This is a genomic window from Lysobacter fragariae, from assembly GCF_054779775.1.
Genome location: NZ_BAAGXP010000003.1, coordinates 141,597 through 167,872 on the forward strand (window position 1 = coordinate 141,597; position 26,276 = coordinate 167,872).

The 26,276-nt window shown below is 67.7% G+C and carries 18 protein-coding genes; 12 read left to right on the forward strand and 6 right to left on the reverse strand.

All coding sequences use genetic code 11. The features are described 5' to 3' along the window. Window positions 1–2: 2 nt before the first annotated feature. Window positions 3–845, reverse strand: coding sequence for a hypothetical protein (locus ACYVD7_RS05500; RefSeq protein ID WP_460760115.1), 843 nt, complete (start codon window positions 843–845; stop codon window positions 3–5). 318 nt (window positions 846–1,163) lie between these two features. Between ACYVD7_RS05500 and uvrD the strand changes: the two genes are divergently transcribed. Both uvrD and ACYVD7_RS05510 read left to right on the forward strand, forming a co-directional pair. Continuing rightward, window positions 1,164–3,374, forward strand: coding sequence for a DNA helicase II (uvrD, locus tag ACYVD7_RS05505; RefSeq protein WP_460760117.1), 2,211 nt, complete (start codon window positions 1,164–1,166; stop codon window positions 3,372–3,374). 192 nt (window positions 3,375–3,566) lie between these two features. After that, complete coding sequence (locus ACYVD7_RS05510) at window positions 3,567–3,938, forward strand: HU family DNA-binding protein (protein ID WP_460760120.1); 372 nt, start codon at window positions 3,567–3,569, stop codon at window positions 3,936–3,938. A gap of 218 nt (window positions 3,939–4,156) precedes the next feature. Here ACYVD7_RS05510 and ACYVD7_RS05515 read toward each other — a convergent pair whose 3' ends face one another. Further along, window positions 4,157–4,441, reverse strand: a complete 285-nt coding sequence (locus ACYVD7_RS05515; RefSeq protein WP_460760123.1) for a DUF2782 domain-containing protein — start codon at window positions 4,439–4,441, stop codon at window positions 4,157–4,159. 108 nt (window positions 4,442–4,549) lie between these two features. Here ACYVD7_RS05515 and polA point away from each other — a divergent pair, with 108 nt between their 5' ends. Further along, window positions 4,550–7,327, forward strand: a complete 2,778-nt coding sequence (gene polA, locus ACYVD7_RS05520; RefSeq protein WP_460760125.1) for a DNA polymerase I — start codon at window positions 4,550–4,552, stop codon at window positions 7,325–7,327. 601 nt (window positions 7,328–7,928) lie between these two features. Further along, window positions 7,929–8,420, forward strand: a complete 492-nt coding sequence (locus tag ACYVD7_RS05525) for a DUF421 domain-containing protein (protein ID WP_460760128.1) — start codon at window positions 7,929–7,931, stop codon at window positions 8,418–8,420. A gap of 121 nt (window positions 8,421–8,541) precedes the next feature. On the opposite strand, the gene hemF is transcribed toward ACYVD7_RS05525, so the two are convergent. The 3 genes from hemF to ACYVD7_RS05540 all read right to left on the reverse strand — a co-directional run bounded on the left by hemF (window position 8,542) and on the right by ACYVD7_RS05540 (window position 12,740). Then, window positions 8,542–9,486, reverse strand: coding sequence for an oxygen-dependent coproporphyrinogen oxidase (gene hemF / locus ACYVD7_RS05530; RefSeq protein ID WP_460760131.1), 945 nt, complete (start codon window positions 9,484–9,486; stop codon window positions 8,542–8,544). Between the two features lie 54 nt (window positions 9,487–9,540). Further along, complete coding sequence (locus tag ACYVD7_RS05535; protein WP_460760134.1) at window positions 9,541–10,263, reverse strand: hypothetical protein; 723 nt, start codon at window positions 10,261–10,263, stop codon at window positions 9,541–9,543. A gap of 101 nt (window positions 10,264–10,364) precedes the next feature. After that, entirely contained in the window at window positions 10,365–12,740 is a 2,376-nt protein-coding gene (locus ACYVD7_RS05540; protein ID WP_460760137.1) for a prolyl oligopeptidase family serine peptidase, read from the reverse strand. Window positions 12,741–12,993: 253 nt separating this feature from the next. Between ACYVD7_RS05540 and ACYVD7_RS05545 the strand changes: the two genes are divergently transcribed. The 4 genes from ACYVD7_RS05545 to ACYVD7_RS05560 all read left to right on the forward strand — a co-directional run bounded on the left by ACYVD7_RS05545 (window position 12,994) and on the right by ACYVD7_RS05560 (window position 19,305). Beyond that, the gene (locus tag ACYVD7_RS05545; protein WP_460760236.1) at window positions 12,994–14,385 is read left to right on the forward strand and encodes a cytochrome ubiquinol oxidase subunit I; all 1,392 of its coding nucleotides are present in this window, start codon (window positions 12,994–12,996) and stop codon (window positions 14,383–14,385) included. Then, complete coding sequence (gene cydB, locus ACYVD7_RS05550) at window positions 14,385–15,392, forward strand: cytochrome d ubiquinol oxidase subunit II (protein ID WP_460760140.1); 1,008 nt, start codon at window positions 14,385–14,387, stop codon at window positions 15,390–15,392. The genes ACYVD7_RS05545 and cydB overlap by 1 nt, the downstream gene beginning before the upstream one ends. A 297-nt stretch (window positions 15,393–15,689) precedes the next feature. Beyond that, complete coding sequence (locus ACYVD7_RS05555) at window positions 15,690–15,959, forward strand: YcgL domain-containing protein (RefSeq protein ID WP_460760143.1); 270 nt, start codon at window positions 15,690–15,692, stop codon at window positions 15,957–15,959. Next, on the forward strand, window positions 15,952–19,305 hold the full coding sequence (locus ACYVD7_RS05560) for an ankyrin repeat domain-containing protein (protein WP_460760146.1): 3,354 nt from the start codon (window positions 15,952–15,954) through the stop codon (window positions 19,303–19,305). Before ACYVD7_RS05555 ends, ACYVD7_RS05560 begins: the two co-directional genes overlap by 8 nt. A gap of 195 nt (window positions 19,306–19,500) precedes the next feature. Here the strand turns inward: ACYVD7_RS05560 and ACYVD7_RS05565 are convergent, their stop codons facing one another. Continuing rightward, complete coding sequence (locus ACYVD7_RS05565; protein ID WP_460760149.1) at window positions 19,501–21,315, reverse strand: monovalent cation:proton antiporter-2 (CPA2) family protein; 1,815 nt, start codon at window positions 21,313–21,315, stop codon at window positions 19,501–19,503. A 104-nt stretch (window positions 21,316–21,419) separates the two neighbouring features. Between ACYVD7_RS05565 and ACYVD7_RS05570 the strand changes: the two genes are divergently transcribed. From ACYVD7_RS05570 to ACYVD7_RS05585, 4 genes are all read left to right on the forward strand, one after another. After that, complete coding sequence (locus ACYVD7_RS05570) at window positions 21,420–22,289, forward strand: TonB family protein (protein WP_460760152.1); 870 nt, start codon at window positions 21,420–21,422, stop codon at window positions 22,287–22,289. A 128-nt stretch (window positions 22,290–22,417) separates the two neighbouring features. After that, window positions 22,418–23,269: an energy transducer TonB gene (locus ACYVD7_RS05575; RefSeq protein WP_460760155.1), complete on the forward strand. Its 852-nt coding sequence runs from the start codon at window positions 22,418–22,420 to the stop codon at window positions 23,267–23,269. Window positions 23,270–23,411: 142 nt separating this feature from the next. Then, a complete protein-coding gene (locus ACYVD7_RS05580; protein ID WP_460760158.1) occupies window positions 23,412–24,251 on the forward strand; it encodes a hypothetical protein in 840 nt (279 codons plus the stop codon). A gap of 262 nt (window positions 24,252–24,513) precedes the next feature. Continuing rightward, the gene (locus ACYVD7_RS05585; protein ID WP_460760161.1) at window positions 24,514–26,130 is read left to right on the forward strand and encodes an MFS transporter; all 1,617 of its coding nucleotides are present in this window, start codon (window positions 24,514–24,516) and stop codon (window positions 26,128–26,130) included. The last annotated feature ends 146 nt before the right edge of the window (window positions 26,131–26,276 follow it).

The window sequence follows — 26,276 nt, forward strand, 5'->3', positions numbered from 1 at the left end:
TGTCAGCGCCGACCCATCACCGCGCGGCGCAGTTGCACTGCGTCGCGCCGTGTCGAGAAGTGCAGGGTGTCGGCATCGCGTTCGATGCCGAGTTCCGCGTAGGCCGCATCCAGTGCGGGGAATTCGCGCGAAGCGGCATAACGTCGGAACAGGCGCGTGAACAGGTCGCTGCCGGCGACCGTGTCCAGCTGGCCGATGAAGTCTTCCGGGGCGACCTCGCCGGTGCCGCGCAGGCAGCAACGCGCGTAGCGATCCAACACCGCGTCCAGGCTGCTGCCTTCGCGTCGCAGGGCGAGATCGGCTTCGAGCCAGTACGCTGCGCCGGCCCAGTAGACGCGCATCGTGCCGCGACGACTGCGGCTCAGTTCCGCCAATGGCAACGCGCTGTCTTCCGCGCGACCGCGGCCGAAGCCCGCGTCCAGCTGCTGCCATGCCCGCGCTTCGTCAAATAGGCCAACGCGGGCACGCAGCACGTTCTGGTAGTAGCTCGCCAGGCCTTCCGACAGCCAGCGGCCGTCGTCGCCGAGGTAGGGATGGAACAGGTGGGCCAGTTCGTGCACGGCGGTCCAGTCCGCGCGCAGTTCCGCCAGGGTGGCGCCGCGACGCACGAACAACAGCACGGCGACGTCGTCGCGCCGCAGGGTCTGCCCCCACGGCACCGGGCTGCGATCGCGACTGCGGATTTCCTCGATCCGCACCGTCGCCCGGGGCAGCGGATAGCGGCCGAAGGCGGCCAATTCGGCCTGTGCGGCTTCGGCAAGCCAACGTTGCAGCTCATCGCTGCGCGCGGGTCCAACCGGTCCGACCACGCGGACACGCAGCGTGCTGTCGCCGGAGCGGAGCACATGCGCGGCATCCTGTCGGGCAGCGGAAGCGGATTCCGAGGCCGCGTCGGACGCGGAGGGCCCGGGCGTGCGATCGGACGTAGGATCGGGCGCAGCATCTGGCACCCGGGCAGGCGGGCGCCCCGACGCGGCAGCGAGGGGCAGCAACAGCAGCAGGGGCAGCCAGCGCAGCGGCATGGGGAATTCGACGACGCGATGCGGGCAAGGTTCCCGATCCCCGCGCGATTGTCATGTGCTGCTGCTCCCGGGCTTTCCCGGGTCCGGCCTTTCCGTCGCGTGTTCTCCTGCCACGCGACGCCCGCCCGGTAGAATGCCCGGATGGATGTTTCGTACCTGCTCGACTCGCTCAATCCCGCCCAACGCGAAGCTGTCGCCGCACCGCCCGGCCACTACCTGATCCTTGCTGGCGCCGGTTCGGGCAAGACCCGCGTGCTCACCCACCGCATCGCCTGGCTGAACGAGGTCGAAGGCGTGCCCGCGCACGGCATCCTCGCGGTCACCTTCACCAACAAGGCGGCGGGCGAAATGCGCGGCCGCGCCGAACACCTGCTGCGGCACGGTGCGCGCGGCATGTGGATCGGCACGTTCCACGGCATCGCCCATCGCCTGCTGCGCCTGCACTGGCAGGAAGCGAAGCTGCCGGAAGGCTTCCAGGTCCTCGACAGCGACGACCAGCTGCGCCTGGTCAAGCGCGTGGTGCAGCAGCTGGAGCTGGACGAAGCACGCTTCCCGCCGCGGCAGATCGTGTGGTGGATCAACGCGCAGAAGGACGAAGGCCGTCGTCCGCACAACCTGCAGCCCGAACGCAACGACGAATGGGCCGACGTGATGCACCGCTGCTATGCGCTCTACCAGGAGCGCTGCGATCGCGCCGGCCTGGTGGATTTCGCCGAGCTGCTGCTGCGCGCGCACGAACTGCTGCGCGACAACCCGGCGCTGCTGGCGCACTACCGCCACCGTTTCGGCGAGATCCTGGTCGACGAGTTCCAGGACACCAACTCCGTGCAGTACGCGTTCGTGCGCGTGCTCGCCGGCGACAGCGGCCACGTGTTCGTGGTCGGCGACGACGACCAGTCGATCTACGGCTGGCGCGGCGCCAAGGTCGAGAACATGCAGCGCTTCCTGCGCGATTTCCGTGCTGCTGACGGCGGCGCCGCGCAAACCATCCGCCTGGAGCAGAACTACCGCTCCAGCGCCAACATCCTCGACGCCGCCAACGCGGTGATCGCGCACAACCCCGACCGCCTGGGCAAGAAACTGTGGACCGACACCGGCCATGGCGAACCCATCGACCTGTACGCCGCCTACAACGAGATGGACGAGGCGCGCTTCGTCATCGAACGCATCCGCCAGTGGGTGCGCGACGGCGGCGGCCATGGCGATGTCGCGATCCTCTACCGCAGCAACGCGCAGTCGCGTGCCTACGAAGAAATGCTGATCGCCGAGCAGCTGCCGTACCGCGTGTACGGCGGGCTGCGCTTCTTCGAGCGCGCGGAAATCAAGGACACCCTGGCGTACATGCGCCTGATCGCATCGCGCGTGGACGACGCGGCGTTCGAGCGTTCGGTCAACACGCCGCCGCGCGGGATCGGCGAGCGCACGCTGGACGAAGTGCGCCGCCGTGCCCGTGCCGACAGCGTGCCGCTGTTCGAGGCCGCCCTGCGCCTCACCCACGACACCACGCTCACCGCCCGCGCCCGCAATGCGCTGGCCGGATTCCTGATGCTGATCGAAAGCCTGCGCACCGAAGTCGAGCCGATGCCCCTGCAGGAAAAGATCGACCACGTGCTGGTGCGATCGAACCTGCGCGAGCACTACGCCAACGAATCGCGCGGGCAGCTGGATTCGCGCACCGACAACCTCGACGAACTGGTGTCGGTAGCCTCGCGTTTCACCCGTGGCGAAGATGAAGACGAGGCCGCGGCGATGCCGGAACTGGTCGCGTTCCTCAGCTACGCCGCATTGGAAGCGGGCGAAGGACAGGCGCAGGCCGGCGAGAACAGCGTGCAGCTGATGACGCTGCACAGCGCGAAAGGCCTGGAGTTTCCGTTGGTGTTCCTGGGCGGGCTGGAGGAGGGCCTGTTCCCATCACTGAAATCGGCGGAGGAGGCCGGACGCATGGAGGAAGAACGTCGCCTGGCCTACGTCGGTATCACCCGTGCACGGCAGAAGCTGGTGCTCAGCTACGCCGAGACCCGACGCATCCACGGCATGGACATGTACGGCACGCCGTCACGATTCCTGCGCGAAATCCCTGCTGCACTGCTCCATGAGGTGCGCCCGAAGGTGCAGGTCTCGCGTCCGGTCTACGGCAATTCGCCGCGCCGACCGCTCGCTGTCGACCGTGGTCATCCCGCGCTGGAACTGCCGGGCTTCCGCCTGGGCCAGGACGTGCGGCATCCCAGTTATGGCCTGGGCGTGGTGACCGATATCAGCGGCAGCGGCGCCTACGCCAACATCCAGGTGAATTTCGAGGTCGCCGGCAGCAAGTGGTTGAAGCTGGCGACGTCCAACCTGCAAGCGGCATGAGTCATGCCGCGCGGGGCGGTTGGAAGCCGGCGGCGGCCGCCTGGTTCGGAAAATGATGGGCGTAGCGAAAAAAACCCGCAAAAAAATGCAAAAGATGCTTGGCGCGCCGGCTTTTGTGCCCTACATTCCGTGTGCCGAGGGGTTTTTCCAGGCATACCTCAACCAACTCTCCATACCGGGGGAATCATAAAAATGGCGAAGACCAAGAAAGCTGCTCCGAAGAAGGCCGCTGCCAAGCCGGCCGCTCCCAAGCCGATCAAGGAAGTCCTGGGCAAGTCGGGCCTGGTTGCCCACCTGTCCGAGGCCACTGGCGTCGTCGCGAAGGACGTCCGTTCGATCCTGGGCGCACTGGAGTCGGCCGTGCACGCTTCGGTCAACAAGAAGGGCGCGGGTGCATTCACCCTGCCGGGGCTGCTGAAGATCAACGTGGTCAACGTTCCGGCCAAGCCGAAGCGCAAGGGCATCAACCCGTTCACCAAGGAAGAACAGTGGTTCGCCGCCAAGCCGGCCACCGTCAAGATCAAGGTGCGCGCGCTGAAGAAGCTCAAGGACGCTGCGGCCTGATCACCGCATCGCGATGCGGCGCACGCTAGCGCCGCGTCTGCCGCAAGACAGCTCGAAGCCCGTGGCCAACGCCGCGGGCTTCGCGTTTTCAGGGGTGTGGCTCTAGCCGAAAGCCTCTGGAATTCGCAGCGTTACCGGCGTTCCCCGCGTCGCTGTCCATCGCGCACCCGTCACGACGTGTCGTCAATGCCGGCTTCAGCCGGCGCTGCAACCGGCGCTCAATTCCACTCGAACAGCTTCCACAGCACCGGCGACACCGGTCCGTCGGTTTCATCGCGGTCGATGCGGCCGTCGTGGTTGCGGTCCTGCAGGTAATACGGCGCGCCCCGGTTCGGGGTGACCTTCACCACCTGCAGTTTTCCGGCGACACGGTATTCGTCGACGCGGTCACCATCGACGATGCGGGTGGTGACCTGTGCGTCATTGAGGCCTGCGGTCGGGTCGCTCGTGGTGGCGCAGGCAGCGAGGGCGAGGACAAGCAGGGCAGGAATGGCAGTACGCATGGCCCTTCTCCGGTTCCAGATGCGCCAAGGATACGCGTGGCGGGTGCTCCCGGCGTGACGCATTTGTGGTCCGTCGTGCGGTCGCTGCGCGGGCCGTAGAATCGCCGCATGAAACGACTCGTACTGATCGACGGTTCCAGCTACCTCTACCGCGCCTTCCACGCGCTGCCGCCCTTGACCAACGACGCCGGTGAGCCCACCGGGGCCCTGTTCGGGGTGGTCAACATGTTGCGCGCCACGCTCAACGAGAAGCCCGACTACGTCGCCTTCGTCGTCGATGCCCCCGGTCGCACGTTCCGCGACGACCTGGACCCCCAGTACAAGGCCCACCGCCCGCCGATGCCGGACGACCTGCGCGCGCAGGTGCAGCCGATGTGCGACATCGTCAACGCGCTCGGCATCTCCATCCTGCGCATCGACGGCGTGGAAGCCGACGACGTGATCGGCACGTTGGCCCTGCAGGCGGCGGACGGGAGCATCGACGTCACCATCTCGACCAGCGACAAGGACTTCGCCCAGCTGGTGCGACGGGCCGAGAACGCCGCGGGCGTGGCGCTGGTCAACACCATGAGCGGCAGCCGGCTCGATTCGGATGCGGCGGTGATGGAGAAGTTCGGTGTCCACGCGAACCAGATCATCGACTACCTGGCGTTGATGGGCGACAGCGTCGACAACATCCCCGGTGTGGAGAAATGCGGTCCGAAGACCGCCGCGAAGTGGCTCGCCGAATTCGGCACGCTCGATGGCGTCATCGCCAACGCCGACAAGGTCAGCGGCAAGATCGGCGAGAACCTGCGCCGCGCGCTGGATCGCCTGCCGCTCAACCGCACGCTCACGACGATCAAGACCGACGTCGCGATGGATGTCGCACCGACCGACCTAGTGTTGCGTGACCGTCACGTCGAGGAGCTGCGTGGCCTGTACGCGCGCTACGGCTTCAAGCAGGCATTGCGCGAACTCGGCGGCGAGGGGATGGCACCCGCCGACGCGAAGGTCAGCGTGCGCGGCACCGCAGCGGGCTATGCGCGTTCGACGGCAACGACGGCGGAGTCCGCGCCGGACCCAGCATTGTCCGCGCCGGGCGAGTACGAATGCCTGCTCACCCAGGCACAACTGGATGCCTGGGTCGCGAAACTGCAGTCCGCCGACGAATTCGCTTTCGATACCGAGACCGATTCCCTCGATCCGATGCGCGCGCAGCTGGTGGGCCTGAGCTTCGCGGTGGAGACCGGGCACGCCGCCTATCTGCCGCTGGGTCACATCTATCCCGGTGCGCCGGCGCAGCTGGATCGCGCGGCCGCGCTCGCGCAGCTGCGGCCGCTGTTCGCCGATCCGGCGAAGAAGAAACTCGGCCACCACGGCAAGTACGACCTGCACGTGTTGGCGCGCCACGGCATTGAAGTCGCCGGCTATGCGGACGACACGATGCTGGAGAGCTTCGTGTACAACGCCACGGCGACGCGCCACGACATGGATTCGCTGGCGCAGCGCTACCTGGGCTACGAGACCATCAAGTACGAACAGGTCGCCGGCAAGGGCGCCAAGGCGATCTCCTTCGCCCAGGTCGCGCTGGACGATGCGACGCGCTACGCCGCCGAGGACGCCGACGTCACCCTGCGCCTGCATCGCGTGCTGTCGGCAAAACTGGCTACCGAACCGGCGCTGGAGCGCGTGTACCGCGAGATCGAGATGCCGCTGGTGCCGGTGCTGCGCCGCGTGGAAGCCAACGGCGTGCTGGTCGATGCCGACGAACTGCGCCGCCAGTCCGTTGATCTGGGCAAGCGCATGCTCGCCGCGCAGCAGAAGGCGACGGAGCTCGCGGGGCGGACCTTCAGCCTGGATTCGCCCAAGCAGCTGGGGCAATTGCTATTCGAAGAGCTCAAGCTGCCGGCGTTGGTGAAGACGCCCAGCGGCCAGCCTTCGACGAATGAAGATGCGCTCGAGGCGATCGCCGACCAGCACGAGCTGCCACGGGTGATCCTGGAATACCGTGGCCTGGCCAAGCTGCGCAGCACCTACACCGACAAGCTGCCGGAGATGATCAATCCGGACACCGGACGCGTGCACACCAGTTATCACCAGGCTGGCGCGGCGACCGGACGCTTGGCGTCGAACGATCCCAACCTGCAGAACATCCCGATCCGCACCGACGATGGTCGCCGCATCCGCCAGGCGTTCGTCGCACCGCCCGGGCGCAGGTTCGTGTCGTGCGACTACTCGCAGATCGAGTTGCGGATCATGGCGCACATCTCCGAAGACGCCGGCCTGCTGCGCGCGTTCGAATCCGGTGTCGACATCCACCGCGCGACTGCGGCGGAAGTGTTCGGCAAGCCGCTCGACGAGGTCAGCGGCAACGAGCGCCGCGCGGCGAAGGCGATCAACTTCGGCCTCATGTACGGCATGGGCGCGTTCGGCCTGGCGCGCCAGCTGGGCATCGCGCGTGGGCAGGCGCAGGACTACATCGCGCTGTACTTCAGCCGCTATCCGGGCGTGCGCGACTTCATGGAGCGCACGCGGCAACTGGCGCGCGACCAGGGGTATGTCGAGACGGTGTTTGGCCGCCGCCTGTACCTGGAGAACATCAGCGCCCGCAACGCCGGCCTGCGCGCCGGCGCCGAGCGCGCGGCGATCAACGCGCCGATGCAGGGCACCGCGGCGGACATCATCAAGCGCGCGATGGTCGACATCGATGCGTGGCTGGCGCCGCATGCCGATCGGGCGAAGATGGTGCTGCAGGTGCACGACGAACTGGTGTTCGAGGTCGATGCAGACTTCCTCGACACGCTGCTGGCGCAGGTGCCGCAGCGGATGTCGGCGGCGGCGCAGCTGAAGGTGCCGCTGGTGGTCGATAGCGGGGTGGGCGACAACTGGGATCAGGCGCACTGAGGGCGTTGCCGCCTGGCCGCTCCACGACGCGTGCATCTTCGGTTTTTTCGCCCGTCCGGCAGCGCCTGGACCGATGGGTGCACCCGATTCAGTTGGGCCGGAATCCCGGATTTGCGGCACTGCGGGACGAGCGGAATTGATCCCTTCTGGCGGAAGGGTGCGAAACGCGCAAGATCACCGACGTTTGCCGATCTTGCTGGAATGAATCGGTCCTGAATCCAACAAATCCTTAACCTGATTCTTCACGAACCATCCATGCAGACAGTGGTCTTATTACTCGCGACAGGTGCAACGCCTGTCGTAGATCTCTCCCTCCCCTGGAGTGATCCCCAGGAGTGAAGGCCCCTCCCCAGGCCCAACTCCTCCGGCCCCGCTGGCTCCCCCTGCCTGCGGGGCTTTTTATTGCCTGCGCTTTTTGCGCAGGCAATAAAACCCAAAGTTTGCTGTGCAAACTTCGGGCCCCGCTATGTGCTTCCACACCCCGCGGCTTCGCCGCGCCCCCTGACTCAGGGGGCTTCCCTCCAGAAATGACGTAGCGTCGGTTTGTGCGCGCCTAGCTTGGGTGTGGGTCATCATGGCGACTGATGCCGGGGGCTTCTCAATGATCGATCTGTTCGCTTCGCCGTTGCCGTGGTGGGAGTTCGTGCTGCGGGCGATGGTCGTGTATTTCGTGGTGATGGTGCTGGTCCGCGTTTCAGGCAAACGTGCGGTGGGGCAGTTCACGCCGTTCGACCTGGTGCTGCTGATACTGATCGGCAACGCGGTGCAGAACGGATTGAACGGGGGCGACAATTCGTTGAAGGGGGCGCTGATCCTGTCCTGTTGCCTGATTGCGCTGAACTACGCAGTCGCTTTCGCGTCGGCACGCAGTGCGCGGGTGCGCCGTTTCGTTGAGGGCGAGCCGGTGATCCTGGCGCGCGATGGCCAGGTGTTCCGTGATGTGCTGCGAAGGGAGCTGGTGAGTCGCGCCGATTTCGACAAGGCGATGCGCGAAACCGGTCTGTTCGAGCCCGAGCAGATCCGCTTGGCCGTGCTTGAAACCAATGGTCACATCACCATCATCGCGCAAGCGGAGAAACCGCCGCGCAAGTGACGTAGGGCGGAATCCGCAACGCGGCTTCCGCCATGGCTATGGTGATGGTGGCGTTTCCGCCGGAAGCCGCTTCGCGGATTGACCAGCTTCGCTGTTGAGAAGCGCTTCGACCTACCAACGGTCACGCCAATTCAGTGAGCCAGTCGCGTGGTCGCAGGTAGTCGGCCAGCTTCGCTTCGGCGCTGTCGGGTTCCGGGGTGTAGCCGTACTCCCAGCGCACCAGCGGCGGCAGGCTCATCAGGATCGACTCGGTGCGGCCGCCACTCTGCAGGCCGAACAGCGTGCCGCGGTCGAAGACCAGGTTGAACTCGACGTAGCGGCCGCGCCGGTACAGCTGGAACTGGCGCTCGCGTTCGCTGTAAGGCACATCACGGCGGCGCGCGACGATCGGCAGGTAGGCATCGAGGAAGCCGTCGCCCACCGCCCGCTGGTAGGCGAAATCGCGCTCGAAATCCTCGTGCAGGTCGTCGAAGAACAGCCCGCCCACGCCGCGCGTCTCGTTGCGGTGCTTGAGCAGGAAGTAGTCGTCGCACCACTGCTTGTGCGCGTCGTAACGCGCCTGTCCGCCGAAGGGCTCGCACAGCGCCCGCGCCGTGCGGTGCCAGTGCAGCACGTCCTCGTCCACGGGGTAGTACGGCGTAAGGTCGAAGCCGCCGCCGAACCACCAGGCGACGGTTTCGCCATCGCGCACGGCGCGGAAATGGCGGACGTTGGCGTGGGTGGTGGGGATGTGCGGATTGCGCGGGTGGAACACCAGCGAGACGCCCACCGCACGCCACGATGCGCCGGCCAGCTCCGGTCGTGCAGCGGTTGCCGAAGGAGGCAACTTCGAGCCGGAGACATCCGAAAATCCGATGCCAGCCTGCTCGAACACCGCACCATCGCGCAGGATGCGGGTGCGCCCACCGCCGCGGATCGCTGATGCGCCGGCGCTGGCGTCATCGCGCGTCCAGTTGTCTTCGACAAAGCGCGCGGCGCCGTCGATCGATTCGATGGCAGTGCAGATGCGGTCCTGCAGGCCAGTGAGGTAGTCGCGGACGCGATCGAGGTCGGGAAGCGCATTCATTCGCGCATTGTAGCCAGCCGCCCTGTGCGGGTAGGCCGCGCAGGCCGGTTGGCGTCAGGCCGTCGGCTTGCCGTCGAGCACCAGCTGGGCCAATGCGACGTCGCCCTGCGCCAGCAACTGCACCGGCGTCTGCTGGAAACCGGTCAGCACCATCGCCTCGCCGATGCACCATTCGCGCTCGTTGTTGGTGAGCGCGCGCTGCCCGGCGACGACGGCCTGCAACGTGGTGCGCGTGGGCGTGCCATCCGCGGCTGCCGCTGGCGCGGGCTTGCGCAGCCCGCCACCGCTGGAGACGGCCTGCAGCAACATCTGCATGCGTTGCTGCGCCAGTTCCGATTCGCTGCCGCCCAGCGTGTCCGCCAATGGCACCGCATTGGCCAGCGCCGTGCGCAGCGCCGAGAGCTCGGCGGTGGTCTTCGCCAGCGTCGCCTGGGATTGCTTGAGGTCGTCCTGCAGCGACTGGATCTCGTCGTCCTCGTCGCCGAGCGCGTCGATGTCCAAGCGCTCGAGCACCCGCTCGGACAGCTGCCTGAACAGGTCCGCGTGGGTGTGGCGCAGTTCGCGTGCGACGCTCTGCCAGGCGTACGCCACGCGCTGCACCGGCGGGGGTTCGGCGTTTTCGGGGCGCTGGGCTTCGATCCGCTGGCGCACGCCGGCTTCACCCAGTTCGATGATCATGTCGTCGAGCTGTTCGCGCAGTGGCGAAATCTCGAAATGCCGGTCGGCCTTGCGCAGCGCGGTCCGGCAATCCAGCAACAGGTTACGTAGCTCGATCATGGCGGCCTCCCCGTGACTGCCCGCGGACAAGATAGCGCGCCCGCGACGATCCGACGAGTTGCCCGACGGCTCCGGTTGGGCCGGAGCCGTCGTCGTCGCTGTCAATGCGATGGCTTGAGAGTGCGTTCGAACAGTTCGAGGATGCGCCGGTATTCGTCGTACCAGGCATCGGGATGGGTGAAGCCATGCCGTTCCATCGGGTACGGCGCGATCTCCCACTTGTCCTTGTGCAGCTCGATCAGGCGCTGGGACAGCATCACCGAGTCCTTGAAGAACACGTTGTCGTCGATCATGCCGTGCGCGATCAGCAGGTTGTCCTGCAGGCCGTCGGCGTATTCGATCGGCGAGGAGGCGCGGTAGGCCTCCGGGTCGAGCTCGGGCGTGTTGAGGATGTTGCTGGTGTACTCGTGGTTGTACTGCGACCAGTCGCTGACCGGGCGCAGCGCCGCGCCTGCCTTGAACGTGCCCGGCGAACGGAACAGCGCCATGAAGGTCATGAAGCCGCCGTAGGAGCCGCCATAGATGCCGGCGTGATCCTTGTCGCCCTGCTTGTTGGCGACGAGCCAGTCCAGGCCGTCGAGGTAATCCTCGAGTTCCGGATGACCCATGTTGCGGTAGATCGCGGTGCGCCAGTCGCGGCCGTAGCCTTCCGAGCCGCGATAGTCGAGGTCCAGCACGATGTAGCCGCGCTGCACCAGCAGGTTGTGGAACATCTGCTCGCGGAAGTAGTTCGGATAGCGCGCGCTGACGTTCTGCAGGTAGCCGGCGCCGTGCACGAACATCACGATGGGGTATTTCCGGCCGGCTTCCAGTTGGCTCGGGCCGTAGTACTTGCCCCAGACGGTGCCGGCGCCGTGCCTGCTGGGCACCTGCACGTATTGCGGTTGCAGCCAGTCGCGCGACTTGAACGCGTCTTTGCGCGTGTCAGTGAGTTGCGTGGCGTCGCCGCCACCGTCCGTCTTCACTACCGACAGCTGCGGCGGCAGGTAGCTGCGCGAGTGGCGGACGAGCAGCTGGCTGCCATCGGGTGAGAGCGAGAAATCCTCGGCGCCGTCGAGCGCGGTGAGCTCGCGCACGTCGCCGCCCTTGCGGCTGGCGGAACACACTTCGTAGTCGCCTGGCGCCTTGCGGTTGCACAGGAAATAGAACGTCGCGCCGTCACGCGACAGCTGTGGCGCGGACACTTCCCACTGGCCCGACGTGAGCGCGCGCGGCGTGCCACCGTCGCTGAGGTACAGGTGCGAGTAGCCGGTCTGCTCGGACAGGAACCACAGCTGGCCGTCCGGGGTCCAGCCGAAATCGTTGAAGCCCCAGTTGATCCACGCTGCATCGGTGAGGCGATGGCGCGACACCAGCGTCGCGTGGGCGAGGTCGACGCTGGCGATCCAGCGATCCTTGTTGTCGATCGCGCGGACCATCACCGCGACCTGGTGACTGTCGTCGCTCCAGTGGATCGACGACGGGCCGCTGTTGTCGCCGCTGGTGAGTACCTGCACGTCGCGATTGCCCTTCAGCGGATCCTTTTTCGCGGCATTGCGCAGCGCGGCGAGCGGATCGTCCTTGATGCCGGGAAGCGCATCGAACTTCAACTCCGTCACCTTGCCGGCGTTGACGTCGACGAGCCACAGCTTCTGTGCCAGCGGTGCGTTGCGACCGACGCGGGTGCGCACGTCCTCGACTTCCTCGTAACCCGATTCGGTCACGTACTTGGGCATCTTGCCGGCCTGGCCTTCGGCGGCGTCCTTGGCGTGGGTGACGACCAGCAGCCAGCGACCATCGGGCGAGAGCGCGCTGCTGGCGATGGCGACGTCGGCGCCCAGGTAAATGGGTGTGGGCGAACGGGTGGCGTCTTCGCGCTGCCACTGCCGGTCCTGCGTCCGCGTTGCCTCGCGCGTGGCCTTGTCGCCGCGCAGCGTGGCAAGCATGCGCAACTGGCGATCGCGCAGGTCATCGGGTTCCGGTGCGGCGTCGGGATCTTTTTCCGCCTTCAGGATCGCGGCATCGCTGACACCGGCACCCGCGCGCCAGCGGTACCAGTCGCTACCGGCCTGGAAGCTGAGGCTGCCGTCCGGGCCCCACTGCGGCTGGGCTTCGTCCGCCTGCGTGCGCGTCACCTGGGTGAGTGCACCCGAACGCAGGTCGCGCACGAACACGTCGCCGTTGCGAACGAACGCCATGTGCGTGCGTTGCGCATCGAACACCGGCTGCGCGGCATCAAGGTCGGCGCGCGCGGTGCCTTCGACCCGCTGCGCCGTGCCGCCGTCGATGCCCTGGCGCCAAGTGTCGCGGATGGCGGCGCCTTCGCGCTTGAGCTGGTACTGCACGTGGCGGCTGTCCCACGACCACCACGCCTGTTCGACCGGCGGACCGATCCAGTCGGGGTCGGCCATGGCCTGGTCGAGGGTGAGCGGGGTGGTCTGCGCCGAGGCGGTACTCGACAGCAGCATCAGGGCGAGAGGCAGGCAAACGATACGCATTCGGGCCGGTCTGTATGGAAAACCGACGCAGGGTAGCAGCCACGGGCTTTGCGCAATCCCGCCATCGGTCATGGCTGCAGCGTCCGGTTTCCCGATTTTCGAGTCGCCGGCGGACTGCGCTGGTGGCGCCGCGCGGATCTGCGCCTGTTCGCGGCGATTGCGGCGGCGCACAATACGCACCCGCGGCGCCCCTCACGTGCCGCGGAGACGTTGCGTGAATGCATCGCTGCTCTGGTCGGACCTGTTCTCGCCGTTGTTCCTGTCGCGGGTCCAGTTCGGGTTCGTCATTTCCTGCCACATCCTGTTCCCGGCCTTCACCATCGGCCTGGCGAGCTGGCTGGCCTTCCTCGAATTCCGTTGGCTGCGAACGCGCGATGCGGTGTGGCGTGACCTGTACTTCTTCTGGTTGAAGATCTTCGCGGTGTCGTTCGGCATGGGCGTGGTCAGCGGCATCGTCATGAGCTTCCAGTTCGGCACCAACTGGGCGGTGTTGAGCGAGAAGGCGGGCAACATCCTCGGGCCGCTGCTGTCGTACGAGGTGCTCACCGCATTCTTCCTCGAAGCAACCTTCCTCGGCGTGATGCTGTTCGGCGCCAGGCGCGTGTCGGACAAGCTGCATTTCTTCGCCACCTGCATGGTCGCGCTGGGCACGTTGATCTCGACGTTCTGGATCATCTCGGCCAACAGCTGGATGCAGACGCCGCAGGGCTACACGCTGAATGCGGGCGGCGTGTTCGAGCCGGCGAGCTGGTGGGCGATCGTGTTCAATCCGTCGTTCCCGTATCGCCTGGCGCACATGGTGCTGGCGGCGTTCATCACCACCTGCTTCGTGATTGGCGGCGTCAGCGCGGGTTACCTGCGGCGCGGCGTGCACGTCGACGCCGGCCGGCGGATGCTGAAGCTGGCAGTGGTATTCGCGGCGATCGCGGTGCCGGTGCAGGTGTTCGTCGGCGACCAGCATGGCCTGAATGTCGGCGAACACCAGCCGACCAAGCTCGCGGCGATGGAAGCGCACTGGGAGCAGGGGACGAAGGGCGAGGGCGTGCCGCTGATCCTGTTCGCGCTGCCGAACCAGAAGGCCGAGCGCAACGATTACGAGATCGCGGTGCCGAAGCTGGGCAGCCTGATTCTCACTCACTCGCTCGATGGTGAAATCCAGCCGCTGAAAGCGGTGCCCGCCGATGAGCGTCCGCCGGTGGCGCCGGTGTTCTTCGCGTTCCGCGTGATGGTCGGACTGGGCATGGCGATGCTGCTGCTGGTGCTGGCGTCGTTGTGGATGTGGCGTCGTCGACGCCTGTTCGATTCAACCTGGATCTTGAATGGGTGGCGCGCGATGACCCTGGCCGGATTCGCCGCGATCCTCGCCGGCTGGTACGTCGTCGAGATCGGTCGCCAGCCTTATGTGGTCTACGGATTGCTGCGCACGGCGAATGCGGTGACGCCGACGCTGGCCGTCGGCAGCGTGGCGACGTCGCTGGTGGTGTTCGCGCTGGTGTACTTCACCGTGTTCGGCGCAGGCGTGTGGTACCTGCTCAAGTTGATCCGCAAGGGCCCGCAACCGCACGAGCCGGCACCGCAGAGCGTGCACGGCGACAAGACGCCGGCGCGACCGCTTTCGATCGGCGATATCGGGGAGGTGCCGTGATGGCGTACTGGCTGCCTGTCGCGTGGTTTGGCGTGATCGGATTCGGCGTGCTGATGTACGTGTTGTTGGATGGCTTCGTGCTCGGGCTCGGCATCCTCGCGCCGTTCGCCGAGGACGAGCACCAGCTCGATCACATGATGAACACCGCTGCGCCGATCTGGGACGGCAACGAAACCTGGCTGGTGCTAGGCGGCGCTGGCCTGCTCGCGGCGTTTCCGAAGGCGTACGCGGTGGTGTTGTCCGCGTTGTACCTGCCGGTGCTGCTGATGTTGATCGCGCTGGTGTTCCGCGGTGTCGCGTTCGAGTTCCGCTTCAAGGCGACTCGGGCGAAGCCGGCGTGGGGTGCGGCGTTCGCCCTGGGCTCGATGTTCGCCGCGTTCGCACAGGGCGTGATCCTGGGCGCGCTGGTCGAAGGCATGCCGCTGCAGGGCGGCAAGTATGTCGGCGGGGCATTCGGCTGGTTCAGCCCGTTCTCGATGCTGACCGGCGTCGCGGTGGTGTTCGGATACGCGTTGCTCGGTTCGACCTGGCTGATCCTCAAGACCGAAGGCCGCATGCAGCAGATCGCGCGGACGCTGACACGGCCACTGGTGCTGGTGGTGGTCGCTTTCATGGGGCTGGTCAGTGCGTGGCTGCCGTTCCTGGACTCGCGAATCATGGCGCGCTGGTTCGAAGGCGGAAATTTCTGGTGGTTGGCGCCGGTGCCGCTGCTGGCGCTGTGCAACGCCTTCGCGCTGTGGCGCGCGGTGATGAAGCCCGACCGCGATGCCGCCCCGTTCCTGCTGACGCTGTGCTTCTTCGCGCTGGGCTTCGCCGGGCTGGTGCTGGGCATCTGGCCAAACATCGTGCCGCCCTCGATGACGATCTGGGATGCGGCATCGCCGCCGTCGTCGCAGGGCTTCGTCGGCGTGGGCCTGGTCGTGCTGCTGCCGGCGATCCTGGGTTACACGTGGTGGTCGTACAGCGTGTTCAAGGGCAAGGTCGCTGCGGACGCGGGGTATCACTGAGGCGGGACGCCGTGGTCCGGCGTGGCGCTTTCATTGCAGCGGCTTCGACGCTGCGGCTTCTGGCTGCGGCGCTGGCGCAGGGTTCCACCCCAGAGGGCCCGCGCGACTGCGTCAGTGCAGCGACTCAACGAAGCCGCTTCGTCGAAGCGGCTTCTCGGTTGGACCGCGATCGCCGACGCCTGAACACGCGGCCAGGCCTGCGGCCTGAACCCGCGGCTTCAGCGGCGTTTCTCCGCGCCGGTACTGACAGGTATGCTGTGCAACGAAGTCCCGCGGCGAGCCGTCCCCCGACCCGCAATGCAAGCCTACGTCTACAAGAGCCTTCGCAAGGCCGACACCTACGTGTATCTGAGCGCGCGCGACGACTTCGCGCGCCTGCCAGAACCGCTGCGCGCGCAGTTGGGTAACCTGCAGTTCGTGATGGAACTCGCCCTGACCCCGGAGCGCAAGCTCGCCCGCGAGGATGCGGCCGTCGTCCGCGAGAACCTCGTGGCCCGCGGTTTCCACCTGCAATTCCCGCCGACGGCGCAGGACCCGATGACGGAGGACTGGGGCACCGATGGCTGAGGCGATTGCAGCAGCCACGCCCCGGTCGCGCGGGACGACAACTTCGCGATGGCCGCTGTGGGCGGCGCTGGCCGCCGGTGTGGCGTTGACGGTGCTGGCCGGCTTCGGTGGCGTGGTGGCGGCGGTGGCGGGCAGCCTGGCCCAGCCCGCGTTTGCATTGGCAGCTGCGCAGTGGCGCGGCCGTACCTTCGCCGAGCCGCGTGCGCTCCTGCGCGAAGCCGGCTGGCTCACCGTCCTGTGGGGCACGGCGCTGGCGCTGGTGTTCGCGGTCGTCAGCTGGCCCCTGTCCGCGCTGCTGCAGGGCGGCTCGCTGTTCGCCGCACTCGGGCTGAGCCTGGTGGGCGGGATCGTGCTGATCGGGCTGTGGCGGTTGTGGCCGTTGTGGCATGGCCTGGAGAACGAGGGCGGCACGCTCCGCCAGCATTGGGACGAGCTGGGCGAACTGGAACCCGGCGCGTGGCGCGGTCTCGCGGTTGCATCGATCGTCGGTGTCGTCGCAGCGGTCATCGTGGTCCTGTCCTGGCAGGGCCTGCTGGCGTCACCGGCGCGCTGGGGACTGGCAGGCGTGCTGGCGGTGGCTTCGCCGCTCCTGCACTGGCTGCTGCAGCGCGTCGCGCCGGCGGACTCGCTGCCGGAAATCGAGCTGCCCGAGCCCGCGGTGTCCGAAGTCGATGACGCACTAACCGAACCTTTCGCCGGCGCACCGCTGGAACCGCTCCTGTATTCCGCAGCGCGCGCCGGTCGCGTCGAGCAGGCGCTGCAACTCATCGATGCCGGCGCCAACGTGCATGCGCCGCCGCCGGTGGACGAACGCGACCAGCGCAGCCTGGCCGTACTGGCTGCGGTGCTGCCGGACCTTCGCCTGCTGCGCGGACTGATCGCGCGCGGCGTGGACCTCAACGAGTCGCACGCCGGCACGACGCCGCTGCTCGCCGCCACGCGCGACAGCTGGCACGGCCGGCCCGACGCGGTGATGACCCTGCTCGCCAACGGCGCCGATCCGCGCGCGGTCGACCTGGACGGCAACACCGCGCTCCACCACGCCGCGCGCAGCTCGGATCCGGGCGTCGCCGCGCTGTTGCGCGATGCCGCCGCCGAAGTCGATGCGCTCAATTTCGAAGGCATTTCGCCGCTCGGTGTCGCCTGCGCCGCGGGCAACTGGCGCCTGGCCAAATTCCTGCTCGAACGCGGCGCGAAACCCGAGCCCGCCGGCGGCCAGCCGACGCTGCTCGCCGCCGCCGGCACCGAGGAAGACGACGCCGCCGGCGTGCAGCTGCTGCTCAAGCACAAGGCCAAAGTCGATGCGCGCGACGTGCAGGGGCGCAGTGCACTGCACGAAGCCGCCTTCGCCGGCCACGCCGAGATCGTCGAGGTGCTGCTCAACGCCGGCGCCGATCCCGCCGCGACCGACCGCCTCGCGCGTACGCCCGTGCTGGAAGCCGCGCGTGGCGGCCACCTGCCGGTGCTCGAACGCCTGCTGGCGCAGTTGCCGCGTGGAGGCGTCGCCGAGGCGGCCGCCATCGACGCGCATGGTCGCGGTGCACTGACGCTGGCGGCGATGTCGGAAAACGCGACGCCAGCGCTGATCGATCGCCTGCTGACCCTCGGCCTGGAGCCGGAACAGCGCGACTTCGAAGAGAAGCGTGCGATCGACCGCGCCGCCGAAGCCGGTCGCTGGGCGCTGGTGGCCGCGCTGGATCGCGCGTATCCGCTGCCGTCGGCAGTGAGCGATGCCGCGGAAACCGCGGACGCCCCGTTGCCCGACCGCGCGCCGGCGGCGTTGCTGCGCGAAGGCCTGCACGAGCGTCGCGGCGCCGAACTTGGCGGACTGGCACAACTGCTCGGTGCCGCCGAACTGGGCGCACTGCTGCACGACGAAGCCCCGGCGCCGGGCCCCGAACAGATCGAACGCCTGCTCGCCTGGGGCGCCGACCCGGGCATGCGCGACATCGCCGGCGATACACCGCTGTTCGCGCTGCTGTCGCGTGGTCCGTCCGCACTGCCGTCGTTGCACGCCTTCCTGCGTCGTGGCGTGTCGCCGGCCGGCGCTGGCGGCCTGGCACGCTTCCTCGCCGCGTGCTCGGCGAGCGAACAGGCGGCGCGCGGCCTCGAATACTTCGCCCTCGACCTGCTCGAGCGCGGCGCCGATCCGTTTGCGCCGTCGCCCGGCGGCGATCCCCCGCTGGCGCTGGCAGTGCGGTTGGGTTGGACGCGACTGGTGGACAGGCTGCTCGCCATCGGCGTCAACCTGGACACCCGTGACGGCCACGGCATGAGCGCGTTGCACCTGGCCGCCGCGCTGGGTCGCGAGGCGATGCTGAAGACGCTCGTCGCGCACGGCGCGTCGCCGGACCTGCTCGCCGCCGACGGCCAGACGCCGCTGGGCGTGGCGCTGGCAACGGGCCGTCGCGACTTGGCCGACTGGCTGGACTGGCGCGGCTGGCCGCTGCCGCGCCGGCCGCTGCATGCGCAGGACGTGCCGTCCGCGGCGATCGTCGGCGATGCCGACGCGGTGCGACGCCTGCTCGACCTCGGCCTGCCAGTGAACGCGATCGACAGCCAGGGTTGCAGCGCATTGCTGCGCGCAGCCGGTGGTGGTCATCGCGCCGTGGTCGACCTCTTGCTCGCGCGCGGCGCCGATCCGCAGCTGACCGCCAATTCCGGTGCGACGCCGCTGTCGGCGGCGGTGAGCATGCGCCACGTCGAGATCGTCGATCGCCTGATCGCCGCCGGTGCGTCGCTGGAACAGCGCTTGCCCGGCGACCTCACCGTGCTGATGGTGGCCTGCGCGCTGGGCCTGCCCGACATGGCCGCGCGCCTGCTTGCGGCTGGCGCGGACGTGCACGCGACCGACGGCCAGGGTCGCATGGCACTGCATTGCGCGGCGATGTTCGGCTTCACCGCGCGCGAACGCGCCCGCTTGGTCGCGTTGCTAGACACGCTGCTGCTCGCTGGCGCCGAAGCCGACCTGCCCGCCGCCGGCGCTACGCCGCTGCTGCTGGTGCTGGGTGCGCGCGCCGAACCCGGTTCCGCCGCCGACGAGGACGTACTGATCGCCGGCATGGACCAGCTGCTCGACCACGACGCCCGCCTCGACGCGCAGGAATCGCGCGGTTTCGGCCCGCTGCACCTGGCCGCGCTGCATGGCCTGCTGCGGGTGGCGCAGAAGCTGCTGCGCGCTGGTGCCGATCCGATGCTGCGCGACGCGCTCAACCGCACGCCGCGCGAGATCGCGGTGATGCGCGGCTTCGTCGATATCGCCGCCGAACTTGCCCCGCCGCCTCAGGCGCCCGGTGGTGGTGGCGGTACGGACGTGTCGATGGCGCGGTTCCTGCGGGATCGCTGACGATAGATCGCTGAGGTAGATCGGTAGGGCGGGTCTTGACCCGCCATCGCGACATCCGGATGGCGTAACCAATCCGCCTTCTGCGGCGCGTTCGGGATGGGGCTTCGCCGTGTCGTAAACGACGTCCGCTGACGCGACACGCGGGTTCGGAAGCGGACGTTCTTCGTGACTGCCGGCGGCGGGCCAAGGCCCGCCCTACACGCCTGAATCCTCGCGCGCGATGTCCCCGAGCACGCCTTCGCCGACGTCCGCGCTGAACAGCTCCTCCAGCTCGCGGCGCGCATCCTGCACCGTCTGCAGCAGCGCATCTTCGTCGTCGTGGACCATGTACTGCGCACGCAGCAGGCGTTCGTCGTGCTCGTGGAAGCGTTGCGTGTGCTCCCGCGCGGTCTCCGGCGCGATGCCCAGCTCTACCAGCACCTGCTCGCCCAGTTTCAGGCTGGAATGGTAGGTCTCGCGCATCACCTTCGCGCCCAGGTCCATCAGTTCCCAGGCATGCCGACGATCGCGCGCACGCGCATGCACGACGGCGTCCGGATACAGCCGGCGGATCGCCTTCACCGTGCGGGTGTTGGTCTCCTGGTTGTCGATCGCGACCACGAACACCTTGACGTTCGCCGCGCCCGCCGAACGCAGCAGGTCCGGACGCGCCGGATCGCCGTAATAGATGAGGTTGCCGAAGCGCCGGGAGAAATCCACCTGCTCGATGTCGTTCTCGATCGCGATGAACGGCGTGCGGTGCGCGGCCAGCAGGCGCGCGACGATCTGGCCGAAGCGACCGAAGCCCGCGATCAGCACCTGCGGATGGTTGTCGGGAATCGCATCGAACGCGCGCTTGGTCTTCACCGCCGGATGCGAGGCCAATGCCCGCGTGGCGGCGATCACCAGCAGTGGCGTCAACGCCATCGACAGGCCCACCGCGGCCACGAGGCGATCGCGCAGCGCGTTGTCGAACACGCCGGCCTTCACCGCTTCGCCGAACACCACGAAGCCGAACTCGCCACCCAGCGCGAGCACCGCCGCCAGCTGCAGCGATTCGCGCTTGTCCAGGCAGCCCGGCTTCATGCCGATCGCGAACAGCAGCACCAGCTTGATCGCCATGAACGCGGCGACTATCCCGGCGATCAGCATCGGCTCGGCCAGCACGCGATGCAGGTCGATGCTCATGCCCACGGCCATGAAGAACAGGCCCAGCAGCAGGCCCTTGAACGGGTCGATCTGCGATTCCAGCTCGTGGCGGTATTCCGAGTCGGCCAGCAGCACGCCGGCGATGAACGCGCCCAGGCCTGCGGACAGTCCCGCGATCTGCATCAGCCACGCCGCGCCCAGCACGGTGAGCAGCGCGGCGCCGGTGAACACCTCCGGCATCTGCGTGCGCGCGACGACGCGGAAGACCTGGCGCAGCACGATGCGCCCGCCCAGCACCAGCGCGGCGATCGCGCCCACGGCCTTGGCGACTGCCAGCCACGCCGGGCCGTCGCTGCCTGCCTGCGCGTGCCCCAGCAACGGGATCGCCGCGAGCAGCGGAATCGCGGCCAGGTCCTGGAACAGCAGGATGGCGAAGGCCAGGCGACCGTGCTCGCTGGTGAGCGTCTTGCGCTCGGACAACAGCTGCAGGCCGACGGCGGTGGACGACAACGCCAGGCCCAGGCCGACGACGACGGCCGCCTTCCAGCCCAGTCCACCCGCGAACATCGCTGCCAGCGCCAGCGCGATGCCGGTCAGCACCACCTGCGCGCCGCCCGCGCCGAATACCGGCCGGCGCATCACCTTCAGGCGCGAGGGCGACAGCTCCAGCCCGATCACGAACAGCATCATCACCACGCCGATCTCCGACGCGGTCAGCACCGGCGCGGCGTCGTGGATTACCCGGATTCCGTACGGCCCCAGTGCCACGCCGGCGGCGAGATAGCCCAACACCGCCCCCAGGCCGAAACGCCGGAACACCGGCACCGCGATCACCGCGGCCAGCAGGAACACCAAAGCGAGTTGCAGACCGCCACCGTGCATGCGCACCTCCGTGGATGATTATGCGGTCGCGCCGTGGTCATCGACCGTTGATGCGAGACCGTCGGCTATCCTGCGCGTCTTCGCAACCGGATCGAGGAATTGGCATGGACGTGTGCATCCAGCGTGCACCCCGATGGATCGTGGGACTGTTGGCCATGCTCTGCCTGCTGCCAGGCGGCGCGACCTTCGCCGCCGCGCGGGGCGAGGTGAGCACACAGGTCGAAGCGAGCATGCTGGTCACCGGCATGATCGACGTCGACGAGCAGGGCAAGGTGACGGGCTATACGCTGGACCAGGAAGGCAAGCTGCCGGCGGGCGTAGTGGAGGTGCTGGGCAAGTCCGTGCCCGGCTGGGCCTTCGCCCCCGTCGTGGTCGACGGCAAGCCGGTGAAGGCGCGGACCGACATGGGCATCCGCGTGGTCGTGCACAAGCAGGAGGATGGCAATTTCGCCATCGAACTGCGGGGCATGTCATTCGGAATGCGGTCGGGCGATCCGTCCGAGCAGGTGGGCGTGTCGCGCCTTACGCCGCCGGGTTATCCGGGGTCGGCCGCCCGTATGTTCATGACGGCCACGGTCTACCTGCTGGTGAAGGTCGGTCGCAATGGCAAGGTTGAGGACGTCATCGACGAGCAGGTAAACCTTTCTCACATCGGCACTGAAAAGGCCATGGCGAATGGCCGCGAGGCGTTCGCCGCGGCTGCCATCGAGCAGGCGCGCAAATGGCGTTTCAAGCCACCGGCCCAAGGGCCCGAGGTCGACGCGCCGTTCTGGACGGTGCGCGTTCCGGTCGTGTTTTCCGTGGAAAGCCTGCCGCCGGGCTATGGCCAATGGCAGGGCTACATTCCCGGCACGCGCCGGAAGGCGCCTTGGGAACAGGAGGACGAAGGCCTGGCCTTCAGTCCTGACGCCTTGCCCTCGAGCGGGATCTTCCAGCCCGACAGCCGCTGGCGCCTGCTGAGCATGGGGCCCTGATCCTGTCGACAGCTGCCCGCACCTGAGCCGCGCGATCGCCGCGCGGAGTTCGTCAAACAGGCGGATCGCGCTATCTTCCGCGTCTGGGAAATCACCGTTTTTTTTGGGAAGGAACCATGAGGGTATCCATGCGATTCGTGCGGACGGGCCTGCTCGCTACGCTGTGCCTGCTGTTGTGCGCTACGGCGCTGGCCGACGGCCCCAGGGGCGTACGCAAGCGCGCCGAGGCGAGCATGCTGGTCACGGGCATGATCGAAGTTGATGAGCAGGGCAAGGTCAGCAGCTACGCCCTCGACCAGCAGGACAAGCTGCCCGCGGGCGTGGTTGACTTGCTGGGCAAGTCGGTGCCGGGCTGGGTCTTCGCCCCGGTCCTGGTCGACGGCAACCCGGTGAAGGCGAAGACCGACATGAGCATCCGCGTCGTCGTGCACAAGCGCGAGGACGGGAACTATGAAGTCGAGCAGCGCGGCGTGTCCTTCGGCACCACTTCGCGCGATCCGGCCGAGCGTGCAGTCGCGGCACCGGCACTGACGCCGCCTGACTACCCGCCGCAGGCCGCCAGACTGGGTCTGGAAGGCTCGGTCTACCTGCTCCTGAAGGTGGGACGCGACGGCAAGGTCGAGGACGTCATCGCCGAGCAGGTGAACCTCGGCTTCGTCGCCAGCGACAACGATATGGTGGTCTATCGCAAGATGTTCGCGAAGCCGGCGATCGCGCACGCACGCACCTGGACCTTCAACCCGCCCACGAGGGGCGAAGAAAAAGACGCGCTGTTCTGGACGGTCCGCGTGCCCGTGGTATTCAACATGGGCCGCACTGTGTCGCGCTACGGCCAATGGAGCGCCTACATCCCCGGCCCTCGCCAGCGCGCTTCCTGGGAGGAGGCGGACGAAGGCGTCGCCTTCAGTCCCGACGCGCTGCCGGCCGGCGGCGCCTTCCAGACCGACGCACGCTGGCGCCTGTTGAGCTTGGGTGGCTGATCGGCAGCACCTGTTCGTTGTCGGTCGTGCCATGCGAGGGCGCTGACCCGTCCGTCGGTGTCCGCGTCGCGACGCTACCCGCGTGGTAGGGAATGGGGCGCAGTGCTTGCATTGCCCGCACATCCACGGTGGAGGCCAGGCCATGACCCGTACCGTTGTCTGCCGCACCGCATCGCTTTCGTTGCTGATCCTGCTGGCCGTCAGTTCCGCACACGCGGCCGACACCGCCAGCGGCTACTTCCGCATGGACAAGGCGAAGCTGGAAGTGAAGCACGCGCTGGCCGTGGTCGAGGACGAATCCGACCGCGACGCCCCGCATACGCTTGTGTTCCTCAGCGCCGTGCCGCTGGATGCGCGCAAGGTTGCCGCTGCCTTCGACGCGATGGACGCGGTGCGCGAGTTGGAGCCGGCCGGCGGCTTCGTGCGCATCTGCCTGGATGCGCAGGGCGGCGAGTGCGGGATGTTCTTCTCGCCGGAAGGCTTCAATACCGGCGGCTACGGCGAACTCAAGCTGGACGACGCGGGCGCCAACCGCATCAAGGGCGCATGGACGCTGGCCAAGCCGGACACGTTCTTCGAGCAGGAATACCAGTACGACCTGCATTTCGACGCCGCGATCACCGCTGCGCCCGGCACTGACCTGCCGGCGGGTGGCGGCGAACCGGGCAAGGCCTACAACGCCTACCTTGGCGTGCTCGCAAAGGGCGACATTGCCGCGCTGCGGACCCTGTCCGGCGAGGAAGGGCAATGGCGCTTTCCCGTCGACGACGACACCCAGTCCAAGGAATCGCTGAAGTCGCTGCGCGACGGCCAGCCGTTGCACGCGGAAATCTCGCGCGGCCGCGTCGACGGCGACCACGCGGTGCTGTGGGTCGAAGGCGTGGATCGCGACGAAATCCGTCGCGCCGGCCGCGTGCGGATGGAGAAGGTCGGCAAGAGCTGGACGTTCAAGGATGCCGATCTGGACAGTGTCGAGGAGTAACGCCTGTTCCTCGTGTCCGTCGGACGGTTCGTGGCGGCGTTGGAGTTGATGGACGATCTGGCGTGAGGGTGGCGAGATGGCCCGGCTTGCCGGCGGCCTGAAACTGAAAGCACCGCTGGCTACCCAGGCCTCTGAAACACACGCGCCTGGGCAGCGTCCGGACGGCACCGAGCGGCATGCAATCGAATTCTTGCGACCAACTCCATCGCGTCCCGCGATCTGACGCAGAATCCCGGGATCGTCCAGCCAGGTGATGTCCCGCGTGCACACGAAAGCCGGTGAACTTACCTTCCACCACCCGCTCGCCTTCTGGTTCGGCTGCGCGCTGATCGTCGCCGGCGTGTTTTCGCACGCGCCGATGTTCCTGATGGGGCAGTACACGCACTGGCAGATGGTCGGCATGCCGATGGACCACTGGATGCTGGCCGGCATGGCGGCGATCCCGATCGGCCTGGGCTTCGCCGCCTACGGGTTGATGCCGCGCCTGGCGTTGATGCGGCGCGCGTCGCAGGGAGATGCCGGACACTTGCACTTCCATGTCGCCGATGGCGTGCCGCTCAACATCGAACACTGGAAGCTGGTCGGCGTACTGGTGGTCGCGCTCGCGGTGGACGTGATGAAGCCGGCGACGCTGGGCTTCGTCATGCCGGGTATGAGCGCGGAATACGAGATCACCAAGCCCACGGCCAGCCTGCTCGCGCTGGTCGCGCTCACCGGCACGACGGTGGGTTCGGTGCTGTGGGGACGCGTGGCGGACCTGTTCGGCCGGCGCGCGGCGATCCTGCTCGGCGCGCTGATGTTCATCGGCACCGCGATCTGCGGGGCGATGCCGGCGTTCGGCTGGAACCTGGCGATGTGCTTCCTGATGGGCGCGTCCGCCGGCGGCCTGCTGCCGATCACCTTCACCCTGATGGCCGAAACCGTCCCGGCCGCGCATCGTGGCTGGCTGCTGGTGGCGCTCGGCGGCATCGGCACGTCGGCCGGCTACCTGCTGGCTGCAGGTGCGGCGGCGACGCTGGAGCCGATGTTCAGCTGGCGCGTGTTGTGGCTGCTGGGGCTGCCGACCGGCGCGATGATCGTGTTCCTGTACCGCTTCATTCCCGAGTCGCCGCGGTTCCTGTCCAACGCGGGACTCGAACACCAGGCACGCGCAGTGCTGCGCAAGTTCGCCGGTGGTGCGGCAGATGCAGTGGAAACCGACGATCCGGCCCATCCCGGCGCACCGAAGATCGACGACCAGCATCCCGTCGTCGGAATGCGCGAACTGATGCGCGGCCGCCACGCGCGCATCACCTGGGGCCTGCTGGTGTGCGGCGTCGCCTGGGGGCTGGCGAACTTCGGCTTCCTGCTGTGGCTGCCGGTCAACCTGACCGAACTGGGCGTGGATCCCAAGCTGGCCAGCGCATTGCTGGCGAAGTCGGCGATCTACGCGCTGCCCGGAATCGCGGTGGTGATCTGGCTCTACCACCACTGGAGCAGCTTCAAGTCGCTGGTGTTGTTCATCGGCCTGACCACCCTGTCGCTGCTGGCGTTCTTCGCGATGGGCGCGCTGCAGGTGCGCTCGGATGCAATGACGGTCGTGGCAACGGCCAGCCTGCTGGTCAGCATCAGTGGCGTGATCGCGATGCTCATTCCCTACGCGGCGGAGATCTATCCGGTGCACCTGCGCGGCACCGGCTCGGGCTTGATCGCGGCGAGCTCCAAGTTTGGCGGCATCCTCGGTGCCGGGCTGGGCGTGCTGGGCTTTTTCAGTCACTTCGCGTGGTCGGCGCTGCTGATCGCGGTGCCGATGGCGGTGTCCGGCGTGATGCTGCTGCGCAGTGGCATCGAGACGCGCGGGCATGGGCTGGAAGAGATACAGGATGTGTTGTCGGGTTGAAGGGGTGGGCTCCGGGGCGAAGTCGCGTCCCGGAAGATCGCGTTTCACTTCTCTTCTGGCGCGCGGCGGCGCGTTTGGCGGAGCTAGGGTGTAAGTTCCGTCGTGCGCCATGCAATCGTTTGCATCGGTCGCTTCGACCGTGCGGT